This window comes from Streptomyces sp. NBC_00385, assembly GCF_035917155.1.
Classification (GTDB): Bacteria; Actinomycetota; Actinomycetes; order Streptomycetales; family Streptomycetaceae; genus Streptomyces; species Streptomyces poriferorum.
Genome location: NZ_CP107951.1, coordinates 7,737,499 through 7,753,709 on the forward strand (window position 1 = coordinate 7,737,499; position 16,211 = coordinate 7,753,709).

Genomic DNA, 16,211 nt, shown 5'->3' on the forward strand with positions numbered 1-16,211 from the left:
CGCGACGCCCGCATCGCGGCGAACGAGAGAAGTGATTGTGATGCGTACCGTGGAAACCCTCCTGGGCGGTCAGTGGGAGGCCTCCGGCGAGTGGATCGACGTGCACGACCCCGCCGACCTGCGCGCCCCCGCGTTCCGCGTCCCCGCGCTGCGTCCCGAGGACGTCACCCGCGCCTACGACGCCGCGGAGGCGGGCGCCGTGCTGTGGCGGCGCACCAGCCCCCTGGAGCGGAGCGCGGTGCTGGGCCGCGCGGCCGGACTGCTGCGGGAGCGCGTCGAGGAGATCGCCGCCGACATCGCCACCGAGAACGGCAAGACCCGCGCCGAAGCGCGCGGCGAGGCACTCAAGGCCGCCGACTTCCTGGAGTACTACGGACTGCTCGTGGGCCGCGGCGGCTACGGCACGCTCCTCCACGACGTCCGGCCCGACACCCGCACCAGCGCCCACCAGGAGCCGCTCGGCGTCGTCCTGGCCATCACCCCGTGGAACGACCCGCTGATCACCCCGGCCCGCAAGCTGGCGCCCGCGCTGGCCGCCGGCAACGCGGCCGTCCTCAAGCCCGCGACCGAGACCCCCGTCTCCGGGCTCCACCTGGCCCGCGCCCTGCACGACGCGGGGCTGCCCGCCGGCGTACTGAACGTCATCACCGGCCGTACCGCCGAGATCAGCGAGGCGCTCCTGGGCGACCCGCGCATCGCCGCGGTCACCTTCACCGGCGGCAACGCGGTCGGCGACCGGCTGCGTGAGCGGTTCGCCGTCCGCAACATCCGCTTCCAGGGCGAACTGGGCGGCAAGAACGCCTCGGTCGTCCTCTCCGACGCCGATCTGCAGAAGGCCGCGAGGACCGTCGCCGCGGCCTCCTTCGGCCAGGCCGGCCAGCGGTGCACCGCCACCAGCCGGGTGATCGTGCAGCGGGAGGTGTACCTGGAGTTCACCAAGCTGCTCCTCGACGAGGTCGCCGCCCTGCGTACCGGCCCCGGCCTCGCCGACGGGACGACGATGGGTCCGCTGTCCGGTGCCCGTCAGCGCGACGCCGTGCTCGCGGCGGTCGCGGGAGCGGTCGGGCAGGGCGCGACCGTGATCGCCGGAGCGGAAGGCGCGGGGGAGGAACTGCCCGAACACGGCTGCTTCGTGCGCCCCACGGTCCTCGCGGACGTGACACCCGCCATGGACATCTGGCGCGACGAGGTGTTCGGCCCGGTTCTCGCGCTGCGCGCCGTCGACTCGTTCGACGAGGCCGTCGACGCGGTGAACGACTCCGCGTTCGGTCTTGCCGCCGCCGTCTTCACCCGGGACCTGGGCGCCGCGCACCGCTTCGCGGACCGGGCCGAGTGCGGGCAGATCGCCGTCAACCTCACCACACCCGGCTGGGACGTCCACCACCCCTTCGGCGGGTTCCGGGACTCCGGCTCGCCCTTCAAGGAGCAGGGCGCCGAAGCCCTTCGCTTCTACACCCGCGTCAAGACCGTCGCGATCCACTTCGGCGCATGACGTCCGAACCATCCGCACGGCCGAACAGAATGAGGAGGGGCCGATGGCTGACGAGACGATCGGCGTAGTAGGCGCAGGCATCGTGGGCCTTGCCACCGCCCGGGAGATCGCCCTGCGCCGCCCCGGCACCCGCGTCGTGGTCCTGGAGAAGGAATCCGGCGTCGCCGCCCACCAGACCGGCCACAACTCCGGTGTCGTCCACGCCGGGATCTACTACACGCCGGGCAGCCTGAAGGCCCGGCTCTGCACCCGCGGTGCCACGCTGCTGCGCGAGTACTGCCAGGACAGATCGCTGCCCTACGAGGAGTCCGGCAAGCTCGTCGTCGCCGTCGGCGACGACGAACTGACCCGCCTGGACGACCTCTACGCCAACGCCCGGGCGAACGACGTGCCCGGCGTGCGCAAGGTGACGGCCGGCGAGATCCGCGACATCGAACCGCACGCGGTGGGCAGGGCGGCGATCCACTCCCCGCGCACCGCGGTCACGGACTACGTCGCCATCGCCCGCGCCTTCGCCGACGACATCGTCGCGGCCGGCGGCGAGGTGCGCCTCGGCTTCCCCGTCACCCGCGTCACCCGCCTCGACCGCGGCGGCCTGGAAGTGGCGTCCGGCGACGACACCGTCACCGTGGACCGTCTGGTGCTGTGCGCGGGACTGCACAGCGACACCGTCGCCGAACTCGCCGACGACGGGGCCGAACCCCGGATCATCCCGTTCCGCGGCGAGTACATGACGGTGAGCCCCGACAAGTCCCACATGGTGCGCGGGCTGATCTATCCCGTACCCGATCCGCGCTACCCGTTCCTCGGTGTCCACTTCACCCGGCGGGTCACCGGCGAGGTGGAGGTCGGCCCCAACGCCGTCCTCGCCCTCGCCCGCGAGGGATACCGCCGCACCCAGGTGGACGTCCGCGAACTCCTGCGCATCGCCGCCTTCCCGGGCACCTGGCACCTGGCCCGGCAGCACTGGCGCACCGGCATCAAGGAGATGCGCGGCTCGCTGTCGTCCCGCGCGTACATGACGGCGGCGAAGCGGTACGTACCGGGGATCGGCGCCGGGGACGTCCGGCGCGGCGGCGCCGGGGTGCGGGCCCAGGCACTGGGCCGCGACGGGTCGCTCGTCGACGACTTCCGTATCCACCGGGTCGGCGCGGTGACCGTCGTCCGCAACGCGCCGTCGCCCGCGGCGACGTCCTCGATGGCGATCGCCGAGCACATCACGGACCACGTCTTCGGTGACGGTTCCGCAGCCTGAACTCGCTTCTGTACTGCGGCTATTCATGCAACAACAGCTTGCGCGCGTGGATATCGGCAGAGCCGCCCCGGCCGCCTAACGTCTCATCCGTAGCACCCCACCACCCCTCGGAACGAAAGAGGCAACGCCATGTTCGTCGTCGACACCCAGATCCACATCTGGAAGGAAGAGACCCCGGACCGCCCCTGGGTCCCCGGCGCCCGCGAGCGTATCCGCCTCAACGGCCACCGTGAGGAGGCCTTCAGCTACGAGGAGGCCCTCGAGCTGATGGACGAGGCCGGCGTCAACCGGGCACTGATCCTCCCGCCGTCCTGGGAGGGCGACCGGATCGACTACGCCCTGGAGGCGTGCGAGGCCCACCCGGACCGCTTCGGGATCATGGCCCGCATCCCGCAGAACAAGCCCGAAGAGGGCACGGCCATGCTGAAGGACTTCGCCCAGAACCCGCACATCAAGGGAACACGGCTCACCTTCCACCGGCCGCAGGACCGCAACTGGATGATCGACGGCACCAACGACTGGTACTGGCCGATCGCCGAGGAGCTGAGGACCCCCACGATGGTGCACGCTCCGATCTGGAAGAAGGAGCTCGGCGAGATCGCCGGCCGGCACCCCGACCTGAAGATCATCATCGACCACATGGGCATCATGGCCCGCTGCGTCGACGACGCCATCGGGTACTGGGTCCAGGAGACCGCCGACCTGCACCAGCACCCGAACATCTACGTCAAGCTCTCCGCACTGCCGGGCTACTCGACGCAGCCCTTCCCGAACGGCAACATCGAGCAGTACGTGCGCGCGATGGTCGACCGGATGGGACCGCAGCGCTGCTTCTACGGCACGGACATCACCCGGCTCCTCGGCCACGGCATCAGCTACACCGACACGATCGAGCAGTTCACCAAGCACTGGGACTTCACGCCCGAGGAGCTTGAATGGATGATGGGCCGCGGCATCGCCGAGGTCCTCGACTGGCCGATCGAGGGCTGAGGACACACGAGATGACGGACACCACGAACACGCCAGGCGCCGACGGCGGGGATGCCTTCGTCTCGGCCTGTACCGCCGTCGGCGCCGACTACATCTTCTGTTCATCGGGGTCCGAGTGGGCCCCGGTGTGGGAGTCCCTGGCCCGCCGCCACCGCGACCAGATCGCCTGCCCCCACTACCTCGACCTCACCCACGAGACCGTGGCGGTCGGCATGGCCACCGGATACGGCCTCGTCAAGCGGCGGCCGCAGGCCGTGCTGCTGCACGCGGCCCCCGGCCTCCTCCAGGGATCGATGGCCGTCCACGGGGCACTGCTCGCCGGGGTCCCGATGGTGGTCAGCTCCTCGGAGTCGACCACGTACGGGGACGGGGCGGGCCAGGACCCCGGCGGCCAGTGGTACCGCAATCTGTCGATCGTGGGCGGACCGCACACCGTGGCCCAGCCGTTCACCAAGTGGTCCAACGAGGCCGCCAGTGTGCACACCCTGCCCACGATGATCACCCGGGCCGCCGAGCTCGCCCGGCGAGCCCCGGCCGGCCCCGCCTACCTCAACATCCCGCTGGAAGTGCTGCTGGAGGAGTGGGACGGGCGCGAGGCCAAGCCCGTCGTCCCGCCGGGCTCGACACACAGCTCGCCGGAGGACGTCGATCCGGTCGCGCGGATGATCCGCGAGGCGGTCAGCCCCGTGATCGTCACCGAGACCGCGGGTCGCGAGGCGGGCGGATTCGAGGCACTGCTGGCCTTCGCCGAGGCATGGAACATCCCGGTCGTCGAACCCGACTCCGCGGTCTGCGCCAACTTCCCCCGCACCCATCCGCTGCACGCCGGCAGTGACATCGGGCCGTGGATGGACGAGGCCGACCTCATCCTGCTGGTCAACTGCCGGGTCCCCTTCTACCCGCCGAGCCGCCGCCCCTCGAAGGCGAAGATCGTCGTGATCGACGAGGTGCCGCAGCGCCCGCACGTCGTCTACCAGGTGCTCTTCGCCGACCGCTATCTGGAAGGCAACGTGACGAACACGCTGCGCCAGCTCGCCAGGAGGGCGAAGGACCTCGACGGGCCGGCCGTCGCTCTGCGACGCGCGGCCCAGGACGAGCGCCACGCCGCCGAGCGGGCCGCGGCAGCCCTCGCCGAGAGCAGGGCGCAGGAGGCCGAAGGCATCGATCCGGTGCTGGTGGCGGCGACCCTGCGCACCCTGCTCGACGGCCGCGACGCGGTCGTCGTCGACGAGACCATCACCCACAGCCGCACCGTCAGGCGCCATCTGCTCACCGACGCCCCCGACTCGTACTTCTATGTGCAGGGCGGACTCGGCCAGGGAATGGCGGTCGCGCTGGGCGTCAAACTCGCCGCCCCCGACCGGCCCGTCGTCCTCACCATCGGCGACGGCGCCTTCACCTACAACCCGGTCATCCCGTCGTACGACGCCTCGAAGGCGTACGACGTGCCCGTGCTGATCGTGGTGTTCAACAACCGTGTCTACAAGTCGATGAACCTCAACCACCGCCGGTTCTACCCCGAGGGCGCCGCCGCGGAGACGGGCGAGTGGCTGGGCACCGACCTGCACCGGCTGCCCCGGCTCGCCGCCTTCGCCGAACCGTTCGGCATGCACACCGAGACCGTCGACACGCCCGGCGCACTCGGCCCCGCCCTCGAACGCGCCCTCAAGGCCGTGGCCGACGGCACCACCGCCGTCGTCGACGTCCTCGTCACCCGCTGACTTCCCAGGAGAACCACCCATGACCGAAACAGCGACCACCGGGACGGGGAAGACCCTGGTTCCCGCCGGGGACCTGCGCACCTTCTGCGCCGCCCTCCTGGAGACCGGCGGCCTCGGCCCCGAGCACGCCCGTACCACCGCTGACGTGTTCGTCTGGGCCGCGCAGCGCGGCGTCGACTCCCACGGCATCGCCCGCGTCCCCGCCTACCTGGAGCTCCTGGCCAAGGGCGTCGCCAACGCCCGGCCCGAGCTGAGCGTCGAGTCCACCACGCCGGGCGCCGCCGTCCTGGACGCCGACCGCGCCCCCGGACCGGTCGCCCTCACCGCCGCGGCCCTGGAAGCCGTGAACCGGGCCCGGACCACCGGCATCGCCTCCGTCGGCGTGCGCGGTACCGTGCACACCGGAGCCATCGGCTACTACGTGTCCAGGATCGCCGAACAGGGCCTGGTCGGCATCGGCTTCGTCTCCGGGATGCCCAACATGGGCTACACCGGGGTCAAGGGCGCGGCCGTGGCCACCAGCCCCCTCGCCATCGCCGTACCCGCGGCCGACCACGCCCCGCTGCTCCTCGACATGGCCACCGCCACCATCGCGCTGGGCAAGATCCGCCAGGCGAAGGCGAGCGGCACGCCCCTGCCCGTAGGAGCTGCGGCCACCGCCGACGGCACGCCCACCACCGACCCGGCCGAGGCGGTCATGCCGCTGCCGCTCGGTGGCGCCAAAGGCTCCGGCATGTCCCTCGCGTTCGAGCTGATCACCGGCGTGCTCGTCGGCGCGCCGATCTTCTCGGCCTTCCACTCGGACGACCCCCAGGGCCGCAAGCACCGGCAGAACGCGCTCCTGGTGGCGATCGACCCGGCGGCCTTCGGAGACCCGGAGGCCTTCCTCGCCTCCGTGGACGCCACCCTGGGCACCCTCAAGGAACTGCCGGCGGCGGACGGAGCGGACGGGGTCTTCTACCCCGGCGAACGCAGCGCCGCCACGGCCGCCCAGCGCGGTGAGAACGGAATCGCGGTCGCTCCGGGGGTCTGGCAGCAGCTGACCGCGGCCGCCGACGCGGCCGGCATCACGGTGCCCGCCGCGCTCTGAACGCCCCGGCGCATGACACCGCCCCCTGCCGGTTCTCCGGCAGGGGGCGGGTCCGTTGGGATTCCCGGGTCCGGACCCCGTCACCGCGTCAGGGCGGGGACGGGGCCAGGACGGCGGGGTCAGGGCGCGGTGCCCCAGGAGAGCGCGCCGGTGACGTACAGGCCGACCTTGGACGCGTCGGCGTAGCTCGTCACGGTCGAGCGGCTGTAGTCGTCCGCCTCGTTGAAGTTGGACCAGTCGCTCTTGTTCAGCCGCAGCTGCATCTCACCCGTGGACGCGCCCGCCGCCAGGGTGCCGCTGCCGAAGCCGACCTCCAGGTAGTGGCTGGCGCCGGCCGCCGAACCGGCGGTCTTCACGCTGTGCGTCAGGGTGCCGCAGCCGATGACCGCCCAGTCGCACGAGGTGCCGAAGGTGGAGGCCCCGGCCTCCGGAGTGAACCAGTAGCGCAGCTTCACGGTCGACAGGTCCACCGCGGTGCTGCCGGTGTTGACGAGCTGCAGACCCATCCGGATCTGGTTGTCGGTCGCGGAGGAGTCGGTGTTCTTGTACTGGACCTTCAGCGTGCCCGTTCCGGTGCCGCCGCCCGCGGAGGTGGTGGCGGACAGAGCCGAGGAGGCCGCCGAGACGTTACCGGCCGCGTCCTTGGCCTTGACCGTGTAGCTGTACGCGGTCGACGCCGACAGACCCGAGTCCGTGTACGAGGTCGTGGTGGACGAGCCCACCTTCACACCGCCGCGGAACACGTCGTAGCCGGTCACCCCGGTGTTGTCGGTGGACGCCGTCCAGGACAGCGAGACGCTGCCACTGGTCTTCGCCGTCACGGTCACACCGGTCGGCGCGGTCGGCGCCTGGGTGTCGTCGCCACCGCCCGGGTTGCCACCGCCGTCGATCGGCGGGTAGGCGTTCTTCACGAGCTCCTGGAACTGCGCGGAGAACCAGTGACCCGCGAGCGGGGAGTTCGGCAGGGCGCCGGTCATGCTGTTGCCGTTGCGGCCGTTGCCCTCGTACGTCGGGTCGCACATCCGGTCGAAGCCCTTGCCCTCATCGTTGTCGATGGGGGCGCTGTTGCCGTCCGACTCGCCCGGGGGCTTGGCCCACACGTACGCGTCGATGCCGGCCTCGGGGGCCGCGGTGGGACGCTCGCCGATTCCGGCGCCCGTCTGGTTGCACCAGTTGCCGGCGTGGATGCGACGGTCGACCCGGCCGCCGTTGACGTAGTCGTCCACGCTGGTCAGCGGACCGGGGCCGGTGGGCCGTGCGGAGCCGCCCCAGCCGTTGCGGGCCGTGTCGATCAGCATGCCGATGTTGGAGTTGAAGCCCTGGCTCACCAGCAGCGTGCGCAGCGCCTGGGCGAACGTCAGCTCATCGTTGTAGTAGTTCCAGTCGACCCACTTGGACTGGCGCACCGTGGTGCCGTTCACCGAGTCGGTGATCTTGAAGTTCGGCTCCTTGAGAGCCGAGTAGTTGGCCGTGTTCACGATGAAGCCGGCCACGTCGTTGACCGTGGCGCCCTCGGACGTGGCGGCCTTCTTGAACTCCGCGGCGGCCGGCGCCATGTTGCTGTCCCAGCCCAGCCAGCCGTGGTGGGCGGCGTCGATGTAGTTGTAGACGTTCGGGATGGCGCCGAGGGTGTGCAGGGCGTAGCCGACACCCTTCTCGTAGTTGCCGTTCGCCTTCATCGTCGCGCACGCATCGGTGGAACCGGCGGTGCCGCCCGCGTTGGTGACGATGTTGGGCAGCGAGTCGGGCTCGATGATGGTGACGATCCGCAGGCTCGCGTAGGCCGGATCGGCGAGGATGTCGGAAATCGGGTCGATGTACTCGTTCTTGTACCGGTCCAGCTCGGTGGGACCGAGCTCACCGTTCGACGCCAGTGCCGCACAGTCGCGCCCCGGCAGGTCGTAGATGACGACCTGGAACAGGTCCGCGCCCTGGTCCAGCGCGGTGTCCAGGTGCTCGCGCAGGCTCATCGCGGTCGCCGAACCCTCGATGGCCGCGATGCGGTCCATCCAGACGAAGGCCGGAGTGTCAGCGATGGCGGCGCCGCCCGGTTCGGCCGCCGCCTTGGCGGACCAGTCCGGGTTCACGTATGCCGTGGCGCCCACATAGGGGTTGTCGACCCGCGCCGCTGCGGAGGCGGGGGTGGGTATCGCCACCATCAGTGCTGCGCCCATGGCCAGGGCGGAGGTTGCGGCAAGCCTCCGGCGTAGCCCGTGCATGATCGTGCCTCTGGTACTCATTGCGGCTCCGTGCTCCTCTCGTACGCCTGCGGAAACTCCCGCAGACGGCTTGTGGGGGTGTTGCTCCGGGACGCCGTCTGCGGAGACGGCGAGCCGGGTGGTGCGTCGGTGAGGACGCTGGTGGTTCCCCGATGGCGGGCACAGCGGGGTGAATGGATAGCCCGCCATCGGGAGTTCGTGGGGCGGCCGGCCGGTCACGGGGCGGTGCCTGCGGACAGGGCGCCGTTGACGTACACCCCGACCTTCGAGGCGTCGGCGAAGGCCGTGTTGGCGGCCCGGCTGTAGTCGTCGGTCTCGTCGAAGGAGGACCAGTCGGCCTTGTTGAACCGGAGCTGCATCTCCCCGGTGGAGGCTCCGGGGGCCAGGCTGCCGCCGGTGAAGCCGACCTCCAGGTAGTGGTCAGCGCCGGCCCCGGCCGAACCGGCCTGCGCCACGCGGTGCGTGACCGCGCCGCAGCCGATGACCGCGTAGTCGCACGAGGTGCCGTACGAGGCGGAGCCGGACTCACCGCTGAACCAGTAGCGCAGGGCGACCTTGCTCAGGTCCACCGCCGTGGTGCCGGTGTTGACCAGCTGGAGGCCGGGCCTGATCTGGTTGTCGCCGGGCGATGCGTCGTTGTTCCTGTACTGCACCTTGAGCGCACCGGTGCTTCCGCCGCCTCCTGCCGCGGTGGTCGCGCCGACCGCCGCCGAGGCCGCGGAGGTGTTCCCGGCCGCGTCCCTGGCCCGCACGGTGTAGCTGTGCGAGGACGAGGCGGCGAGCCCGGTGTCGGTGAACGAGGCGGATGCGGTGGAGCCCGCCTTCACCCCGTCGCGGTAGACGTCGTACCCGGTGACACCGGTGTCATCCGTCGCCGGAGTCCAGGACAGCGAGACGGAACGGTCGGTCGTGCCGGTCACGGTCACCCCGGCCGGCACCGTCGGTGCCTGGGTGTCCGTGCCGCCGCCACCGGACTCCGCGCTCGCCTCGAAGGCGAACCCGTTCATCCCGAGGCCCTGTCCGCCCTGCCAGATCTCGAACCCGGCCTCGGCGTCGATGAGGTAGTGCGCCGGGTTGATCGACCCGCGGCCCACGCCGTCGTCGATCAGGCCCTTCACATCGAAGTCGGCGAGCTCGGTGGCGCCGCCCTGCAGGACGTACGAGATCACCTTCCAGCCCGAGGCGCCGGGCCCGGTCCACACGTCCCAGTTCCGGCCGTCCAGCTGCACCGTCGCGGTGCGTGATCCGATCGGCTGGACGCCCCCGCGGTGGTTCATCCAGATCATCACCTCTGTGCCGTCCGGCTGGTCGTCGGTGACCGGCGCCGAGTTGAACCAGATGTCCATCGACACGTTGTACGCGCCGGAGCCGACCTGGGTGGTCGACCAGTCGGCCGTCACGCTGCCCAGCTCGTCGACGCGTAGCGGCAGCCCGCTGTCCGTCGTGCACGCCCCCCAGTGACAGCCCTTGTAACTGGAGGGGTACGTCGCCGGGGCACCGTTCGTCGGAAGGCTGAAGGAGGACTTGGTGACGCTCCAGGCGCCCGTGTCCGGGTCGACGCTGACGCACTGCTCGGCCTCGGAGTTCCACTCGTTCTGCTGGTACAGGTACTCCCCGCCCTGCAGTTCGGTGGTGCCCCACTGGGTGCAGTCGGTGACCGGGGCCGCCGATGCGGCGGGGGCTCCGGTGAGCATCGACGCGGCGGCGAGTACGAGGGCCGCGGCCGCCCCCGCCAGCGCCGGCAGTCTCGGGCCGGTCACGGCTCCACACCCCAGGCGAGGGTGCCGGCGACGTAGGCCCCGACCTTGGAGGAGTCGGCGTACGCGGTGTTGGTGGCCCGGCTGTAGTCGTTGCTCTCGTTGAAGTTGGACCAGTCGCTCTTGTTGAGCCGCAGCTGGAGCTCACCCGTCGACGCACCCGCGGCCAGCGTGCCGGCACCGCCGGTGAAGCCGACCTCCAGATAGCGGTCGGCACCCGTCTTCGGGCTGGACACGGCGACGACCGAGTGCGTGATGTTGGACGAGCCGAGTGCGGCGTAGTCGCAGTACGTGCCGAAGGTGCTCGGCCCGCCGTCGGAGGTGAACCAGTAGCGCACCTTCACCGTCGACAGGTCGATCGGGGCACTGCCGGTGTTCAGTACCTGCAGCCCCAGCCTGATCTGGTTGTCGCCGGTGGACGAGTCGGTGTTCTTGTACTGGATCTTGACCGCACCGGTGCCGGTCGAGCCGCCCGTCTTCGTGGTGGCGGTGACCGCGGCCGACAGCGTCGAGGTGTTGCCGCCCGCGTCCCGTGCCGCGACCGCGTAGTTGTACTCGGTTCCCGCGGCGAGGTCCGTGTCCGTGAACGTCCGGGTGGTGGCGTTGCCCGCCAGGACCCCGTTGCGGTAGACGTCGTAGCCGGTCACGGCGACGTTGTCGGTGGAGGCGGACCAGGAGAGCGACACGCTGTTGCTCGTCGTCGCCGTCACGGCCAGGCCGGCCGGAGCCGTCGGCGGCTCGGTGTCGCCGCCCGGCTCGCCGCCGCCCTCCACCAGCAGCTCCGCGTAGATCGCGAAGGCCAGTGCGAGCGCGGCCTGCGCCCAGAACCGGTGGTACGTGAAGGTGGGGGCCGCGCCGCCGTCCAGGTAGGCCTGTACCTTCGGCCAGTCCGGGTCGTCCTTGTACCAGCTGCGGATGTCGAGGAAGGTCGAACCCGGCTCGATGGTGTCGCCGTTCGGCATCGTGCCCGACCAGCCGGCCGGGATGTACACCTCGTCGTTGAAGCGGTTGTAGTCCTTCCTGGTCTCCGGCACCGAGATGCCCTTGTCCGTGGCGTTCAGCGCCATGGCGTCCAGCAGCGCCTTGGCCAGCGCCCCGGCGTCCTCGTCGCCCGACTTGGCGGCGTAGTACGTGAGCGTCTTGACGTACGCGGCGCCCACACCGACGTCGTTGGCGTAGTCCACGACCGAGACGTGCAGACCCGCGTTGTCCCCGGGCGACGCCGCGTCCCAGGTGTCGGGCTGGCCCGTCCACTTGAGCGTGGACGGGAAGCGGAAGCTGCCGTCGGCGCCCACCGTCGTCTCGGACGAGGCCCAGGCGACCCACTTGGACAGCACCGCCTCGGCGGACGCGTTGCCCGTCTCGTGGTAGTACGCGGCGAGGCGCTCCATGCCCCAGGCCTGGAAGCCGAACCAGTTGTTGCTCGGCGGGTCGTGGTAGACCGGCTGCCAGTCGTACGCCATGCCGTAGAAGGTGGGCGTGCCGGCCGGCGGCTCGCTGTAGCTGCCCTCCCAGCTGTTGGTGCAGCCGCCCGCGAACGCGCCCTCGCTCGACTGCAGCCAGGTCAGGAACTCCAGCTGCCGGGTCAGGCTCTTGGACCAGTCGGACCTGGCCGTCGCGGACTTGGGGGTCAGTGACGGTACGTTGGACAGGGCCCAGGCCGCGAGCGGGTTCTGGTAGCCCTGGTGGGAGGCGCCGTCACCGATGCGCCAGGCCCAGCCGCCGCCGCTGCCGGCCGCCGCGCCGCCCCAGGCGTAGTACCAGGACAGCAGGTAGTGCTGGGAGTCCCGGCCCGTGGCGGCGGGGCACGAGGTGGGGTCGGTGCAGTCGCCGACCCGCTTGAAGTACTTGTCGAACATGGCGTAGCGGAGGTAGTCGCCCATCTTGGCGGCCTTCGCGACCGAGGCCGAGACCTCGCTCGCCTTGCCCTGGGCCGAGGCCCATTGGAACGCCCAGTAGGCAGCCTGCACCGCGCGGGCGTCGGCGTCCGGCGCGTTGGTGTACTTCCACTGCTTGGCGTAACTGGCGTCGTCGACGAACAGGTCCAGATACCCATTGGGGCCACCGTAGTTGAAGAGGTCGGTGGTGGGCTGCGGGACGGTCTCCCACACCGACTCCTGCGCGCCGCGCTGGTAGGTGTTGATGTAGGAGGCCCCGGCACCCGGCCCGGACTCGCCGCCGGTGCCGGGCTTGTTGCCGTAGCCGTACACGTTGTCCAGGTCCATCAGCCAGTGCATGCCGTAGACGTCCATCGTCCCGTAGGACGAGGCGAGTTCGGTGGCGAGCGGGTCCGTGCCGACCTTGACCGCGGGGTCCAGCGCGGAGGGGTAGCCGCTGGGCAGCGGGTGCTCCGGGGCGTAGGTCGCGGGGGCCGACGGGTTGTAGGAGTCGGCGGTGGACTGGTCGGCGTGCTGGGGAATGATGGTCTTCTCGGCCACCGCCCAGGCCGCGTTGAAGGGGGCCCAGTCGCCGGTCACCCGTCCGTAGGCGGCCTCCAGCCACATCCAGAAACTGACGGCCTCCGACGTGGTCTGGTGACCGTGGTCGGGTGCCTCGACCATCAGGGTCTCGACCGAGTGGTACGGCAGGCCGTCCGGGCTGAAGTAGCCGTTGGCGGACGCCTTGATCTTGCCGTACTGGGTGAGGAAGGCCTGGGTGTACGGGTCGTCGGCCGCGGCCGCACGGGCGCCGGTGCCGGCGGCGGACGCGGGCTTGGCGACGGCGGTGCCCTGTACCAGACCCACGGCGAGCAGGCTGCCGCCCAGGGCGCTGCTGAATGTTCTACGTGATATCGACACAAATCCTCCATTGGCGGGTGTCGTTGGGGAGAGGGGACGAAAAAGGGGGGACGGGGGTGGGAGCGGGGAGACGCGCGGGGAAGGCGCGGGGTGATGCGGGGGGGAGCGGAAGGCGGTGGGAGGAGGCGGCCGGCGCGGCCGACGGTCAGGGCTCGATGCCCCAGACCAGCTCGCCGCCGACGTACACGGCGATCCTGTCGGCGTCCGCGTACGAGGCGCCGGATCCGTGGCTGTAGTCGTCCGACTCGTCGAAGTTCGACCAGTCCGTCTTGCTCAGGCGCAGCTGGATCTCTCCGGTGGTGGCGCCCGGCGCCAGACTGCCGCCGGTGAAGCCGACTTCGAGGTAGTGGTCGGCGCCTGCCTTCGGGGTGCTCGCGGCTGCGACGCGGTGGGTCACGGTGGAGCAGCCGATCGGGGACCAGTCGCACCAAGTGCCGTACGTGGAAGCTCCGTTGTCGGAAGTGAACCAGTAACGGACCGTCACGTCCGAGAGGTCGGCCGCGGTGTCGCCGGTGTTCACGAGTTGGAGGCCCGGCTTGATCTGGTTGTCGCCCGCGGAGGAGTCGCTGCTGCGGTACTGGGCCTTGAGTGCGCCGGGTCCGCCGCCCTCACCGCCGTCGTCGCCGCCCAGGGCGGTGCGCACGGCGGAGTAGGCGGGCTTCGGCAGCAGGTTCTCGTCGTACAGGTTGGCCGCGCCCTGGCCCGGGAACGTGCTCGGGACCCAGGAGTACTTGTCCGTGTAGTCCCAGACGGTGATGCCGACGCAGCGTTCGACCGCCAGGCAGGCTTCGGTCACCTGACGGTAGTACGAGGACTGCGTGGCCGTCTTGGCGCTGTCGGCGGGCAGCTGCATGCGCACGTCGAGTTCGGTGACGGCCACGTCGAGGCCGAGGTCGGCGAACCGCTGCATGTTCGCCTGCATCTGGTAGGGGAAGCCGTACTGTACGGCCAGATGCGCCTGCATGCCGACCCCGTCGAGCGGCACACCCTCGGCGAGCAGCTCGCTCACCAGGGCGTACATGGCGTCGCTCTTCGCGCCGAGCCCCTCGATGTTGTAGTCGTTGACGTACAGCTTGGCGTCCGGGTCGGCGGCGTGGGCGGCGCGCAGAGCGGTGGCGATGTAGTCGCTGCCCAGGGCGGTGTAGAAGGGACTCGTGCGGAAGGTCCCGTCTTCGTTGAACGGCTCGTTCACCACGTCCCACGCGGAGACCGCGCCGCGGTAGTGCGTCGCCTCCTCGGTGACGTGGTTCGTCATGGCGGCCTCGACCTGGGCCGGGGGCAGTGCGCCGACCCAGCCGGGCAGCTGGCTGTGCCAGACGAGGGTGTGGCCGCGCACGGTCTGGCCGTGCTGCTGGGCGAAGTCGGTGATCACATCGCCCTTGGCGAAGTTGAACTGGCCCTGTGCCGGCTCGGTGGTGTCCCACTTCATGGAGTTGCCGGGAGTGATCTGACCGAACTCGGAGCCCAGGACGGCCGCGTAGGCGGCATCGGGCAGCTCCGGGTTGTCGGTGGCGGAACCGAAGTACTTGCCCTGGGCGGTGGCGAGTTCGTGCAAGGTGCCCTGCTCGGCCGCGGTCGCCGGTCCGCCCGTCAGGGTGGTGACGAGGGCCAGGGCTCCGACCAGGAGGGTCGGGAGCCCTCCGGTGCGGCTGTGTCTACAGCGCTTCACCAAGCTCATGACAAAGGCCTTCCTCGGCCGGGCGGCATGGAGTGTTACGGGGGGCGCGGCTGCGCCCCGTAACACCCCTTTCGCCACCCGGTGTTGGGGGAGAAGGGAGGGGAGTGGAGTGTGCAAGTCTTGATTGTGGGAGCGCTCCCAAGGTGGCGTGGTGATAGGCACCTGTCAAGACTTAAATCACAACTGCCTTACGAGCGCGTTAACTCGGCCACTCCTCGAACGGATGCCGGGGGAGGTGGGGTTGACCGCCTCGCGAGGTGCCTGCGATGCCCCTCGGCCGGGGTGTTTCCGACGGCGCGTGAACGCCCCGTTCCGGGCGTGGCTCATGTCGCGGGCGAGCCGGACGCGGCCCGTTCGCGATTGCGCGCGAGCGGCGGGTCGGGGTCCGTGGGTGCTGCTGACCGGTGCGCACGGTGGGTGACGGGCGGAGGGCTCGGGCTCCAGGGGTGAGAGCGCGCGCCAGGCGCTGCCGCGGTCGGCTGCCCCTCGGGTGTGGACGGCAAAGCCGCTGGACAGCTGTATGAACGCCGACGGTGGCGGCTCGCCGCAGGAGTCCCCGCGAGGGATGCCGGCGCCCATGTGGATAGTTCAATCATGTACGGCATGGTGCGGAGAGTGACAACCGCGCCGAGCCGCGGAGGGTGTGGGGGCGGGCAGTACGCCGTCCTCGCGCGTACGCGATGGTGTACGCCGGGCGGCGTCCCGGCCCCGGGAGCCGGCCCGGCAGGGCGTGAGGAAAGGGCCCTCAGGGCGTCGCGGGGGAGTCGTCCGTCGCCTGGCGGAGGGTGCGGATGTACGGATTCGAGCCCAGCCGGGCAGGGGCCCCGAAGGTGGCTGTTTGCCCTGGATTCACGTCCGCTGTGCCGAGCGCCTTGTCTTCGGCCGCCGTCACTGTGCGGATTGCCGCATCCTGTCGGTCACGGTGCCCTGCGTACCCGTTCGCGCGCAGCGGGGGAGCGCCCGCCCTGGGCAGGCGCCCTGGCAAGGCCATGGGCCCGCACCGTCCGGGTGTACCGGAGGGCCGGGCCCCGCCTTTGTCCGGCTCAGGTCTCGCGGGTGGCGACCATTCCCATCGTGATCAGCCCCAGCACCACCCAGCCGAACCAGAGCCAGCCATTGCTCCCCAGCGCCACCGTGTACGCGGTGACTGCCACCAGGGCACCTACGGTGAGCACTCCCATTGCCTTCGTGGATCCGGACATGCGCGCACC

General features: G+C 70.8%; 10 protein-coding genes. 5 read left to right on the top strand and 5 right to left on the bottom strand.

The genetic code is table 11. The annotated features are described in order from the left end of the window. The first annotated feature begins 40 nt into the window (after window positions 1-40). From OG959_RS34555 to OG959_RS34575, 5 genes are all read left to right on the top strand, one after another. Entirely contained in the window at window positions 41-1,492 is a 1,452-nt protein-coding gene (locus OG959_RS34555; protein ID WP_326664836.1) for an aldehyde dehydrogenase family protein, read from the top strand. A gap of 43 nt (window positions 1,493-1,535) precedes the next feature. Beyond that, on the top strand, window positions 1,536-2,747 hold the full coding sequence (gene lhgO, locus OG959_RS34560) for an L-2-hydroxyglutarate oxidase (RefSeq protein WP_326664839.1): 1,212 nt from the start codon (window positions 1,536-1,538) through the stop codon (window positions 2,745-2,747). 129 nt (window positions 2,748-2,876) lie between these two features. Further along, window positions 2,877-3,737: an amidohydrolase family protein gene (locus OG959_RS34565; protein ID WP_326664841.1), complete on the top strand. Its 861-nt coding sequence runs from the start codon at window positions 2,877-2,879 to the stop codon at window positions 3,735-3,737. An 11-nt stretch (window positions 3,738-3,748) separates the two neighbouring features. Next, window positions 3,749-5,458, top strand: coding sequence for a thiamine pyrophosphate-dependent enzyme (locus tag OG959_RS34570; protein WP_326664842.1), 1,710 nt, complete (start codon window positions 3,749-3,751; stop codon window positions 5,456-5,458). A 19-nt stretch (window positions 5,459-5,477) separates the two neighbouring features. After that, on the top strand, window positions 5,478-6,548 hold the full coding sequence (locus OG959_RS34575) for an Ldh family oxidoreductase (RefSeq protein ID WP_326664843.1): 1,071 nt from the start codon (window positions 5,478-5,480) through the stop codon (window positions 6,546-6,548). 119 nt (window positions 6,549-6,667) lie between these two features. Here the strand turns inward: OG959_RS34575 and OG959_RS34580 are convergent, their stop codons facing one another. From OG959_RS34580 to OG959_RS34605, 5 genes are all read right to left on the bottom strand, one after another. After that, on the bottom strand, window positions 6,668-8,788 hold the full coding sequence (locus OG959_RS34580) for a glycoside hydrolase family 6 protein (protein ID WP_326664845.1): 2,121 nt from the start codon (window positions 8,786-8,788) through the stop codon (window positions 6,668-6,670). A 194-nt stretch (window positions 8,789-8,982) separates the two neighbouring features. Further along, complete coding sequence (locus tag OG959_RS38790; protein ID WP_442805764.1) at window positions 8,983-10,461, bottom strand: GH12 family glycosyl hydrolase domain-containing protein; 1,479 nt, start codon at window positions 10,459-10,461, stop codon at window positions 8,983-8,985. Window positions 10,462-10,523: 62 nt separating this feature from the next. Then, window positions 10,524-13,277, bottom strand: coding sequence for a glycoside hydrolase family 48 protein (locus OG959_RS34595; RefSeq protein WP_326666795.1), 2,754 nt, complete (start codon window positions 13,275-13,277; stop codon window positions 10,524-10,526). A gap of 190 nt (window positions 13,278-13,467) precedes the next feature. After that, the gene (locus tag OG959_RS34600) at window positions 13,468-15,000 is read right to left on the bottom strand and encodes an endo-1,4-beta-xylanase (protein ID WP_326664846.1); all 1,533 of its coding nucleotides are present in this window, start codon (window positions 14,998-15,000) and stop codon (window positions 13,468-13,470) included. A 1,043-nt stretch (window positions 15,001-16,043) separates the two neighbouring features. Next, on the bottom strand, window positions 16,044-16,202 hold the full coding sequence (locus OG959_RS34605; RefSeq protein ID WP_148015273.1) for a hypothetical protein: 159 nt from the start codon (window positions 16,200-16,202) through the stop codon (window positions 16,044-16,046). Window positions 16,203-16,211 lie beyond the last annotated feature (9 nt).

Coding starts and splice junctions, on each gene's coding strand:
- OG959_RS34555 (WP_326664836.1), top strand. CDS start 41: ATGCGTACCGTGGAAACCCTCCTGGGCGGTCAGTGGGAGGCCTCCGGC.
- lhgO (WP_326664839.1), top strand. CDS start 1,536: ATGGCTGACGAGACGATCGGCGTAGTAGGCGCAGGCATCGTGGGCCTT.
- OG959_RS34565 (WP_326664841.1), top strand. CDS start 2,877: ATGTTCGTCGTCGACACCCAGATCCACATCTGGAAGGAAGAGACCCCG.
- OG959_RS34570 (WP_326664842.1), top strand. CDS start 3,749: ATGACGGACACCACGAACACGCCAGGCGCCGACGGCGGGGATGCCTTC.
- OG959_RS34575 (WP_326664843.1), top strand. CDS start 5,478: ATGACCGAAACAGCGACCACCGGGACGGGGAAGACCCTGGTTCCCGCC.
- OG959_RS34580 (WP_326664845.1), bottom strand. CDS start 8,788: ATGAGTACCAGAGGCACGATCATGCACGGGCTACGCCGGAGGCTTGCC.
- OG959_RS38790 (WP_442805764.1), bottom strand. CDS start 10,461: ATGCTCACCGGAGCCCCCGCCGCATCGGCGGCCCCGGTCACCGACTGC.
- OG959_RS34600 (WP_326664846.1), bottom strand. CDS start 15,000: ATGAGCTTGGTGAAGCGCTGTAGACACAGCCGCACCGGAGGGCTCCCG.
- OG959_RS34605 (WP_148015273.1), bottom strand. CDS start 16,202: ATGTCCGGATCCACGAAGGCAATGGGAGTGCTCACCGTAGGTGCCCTG.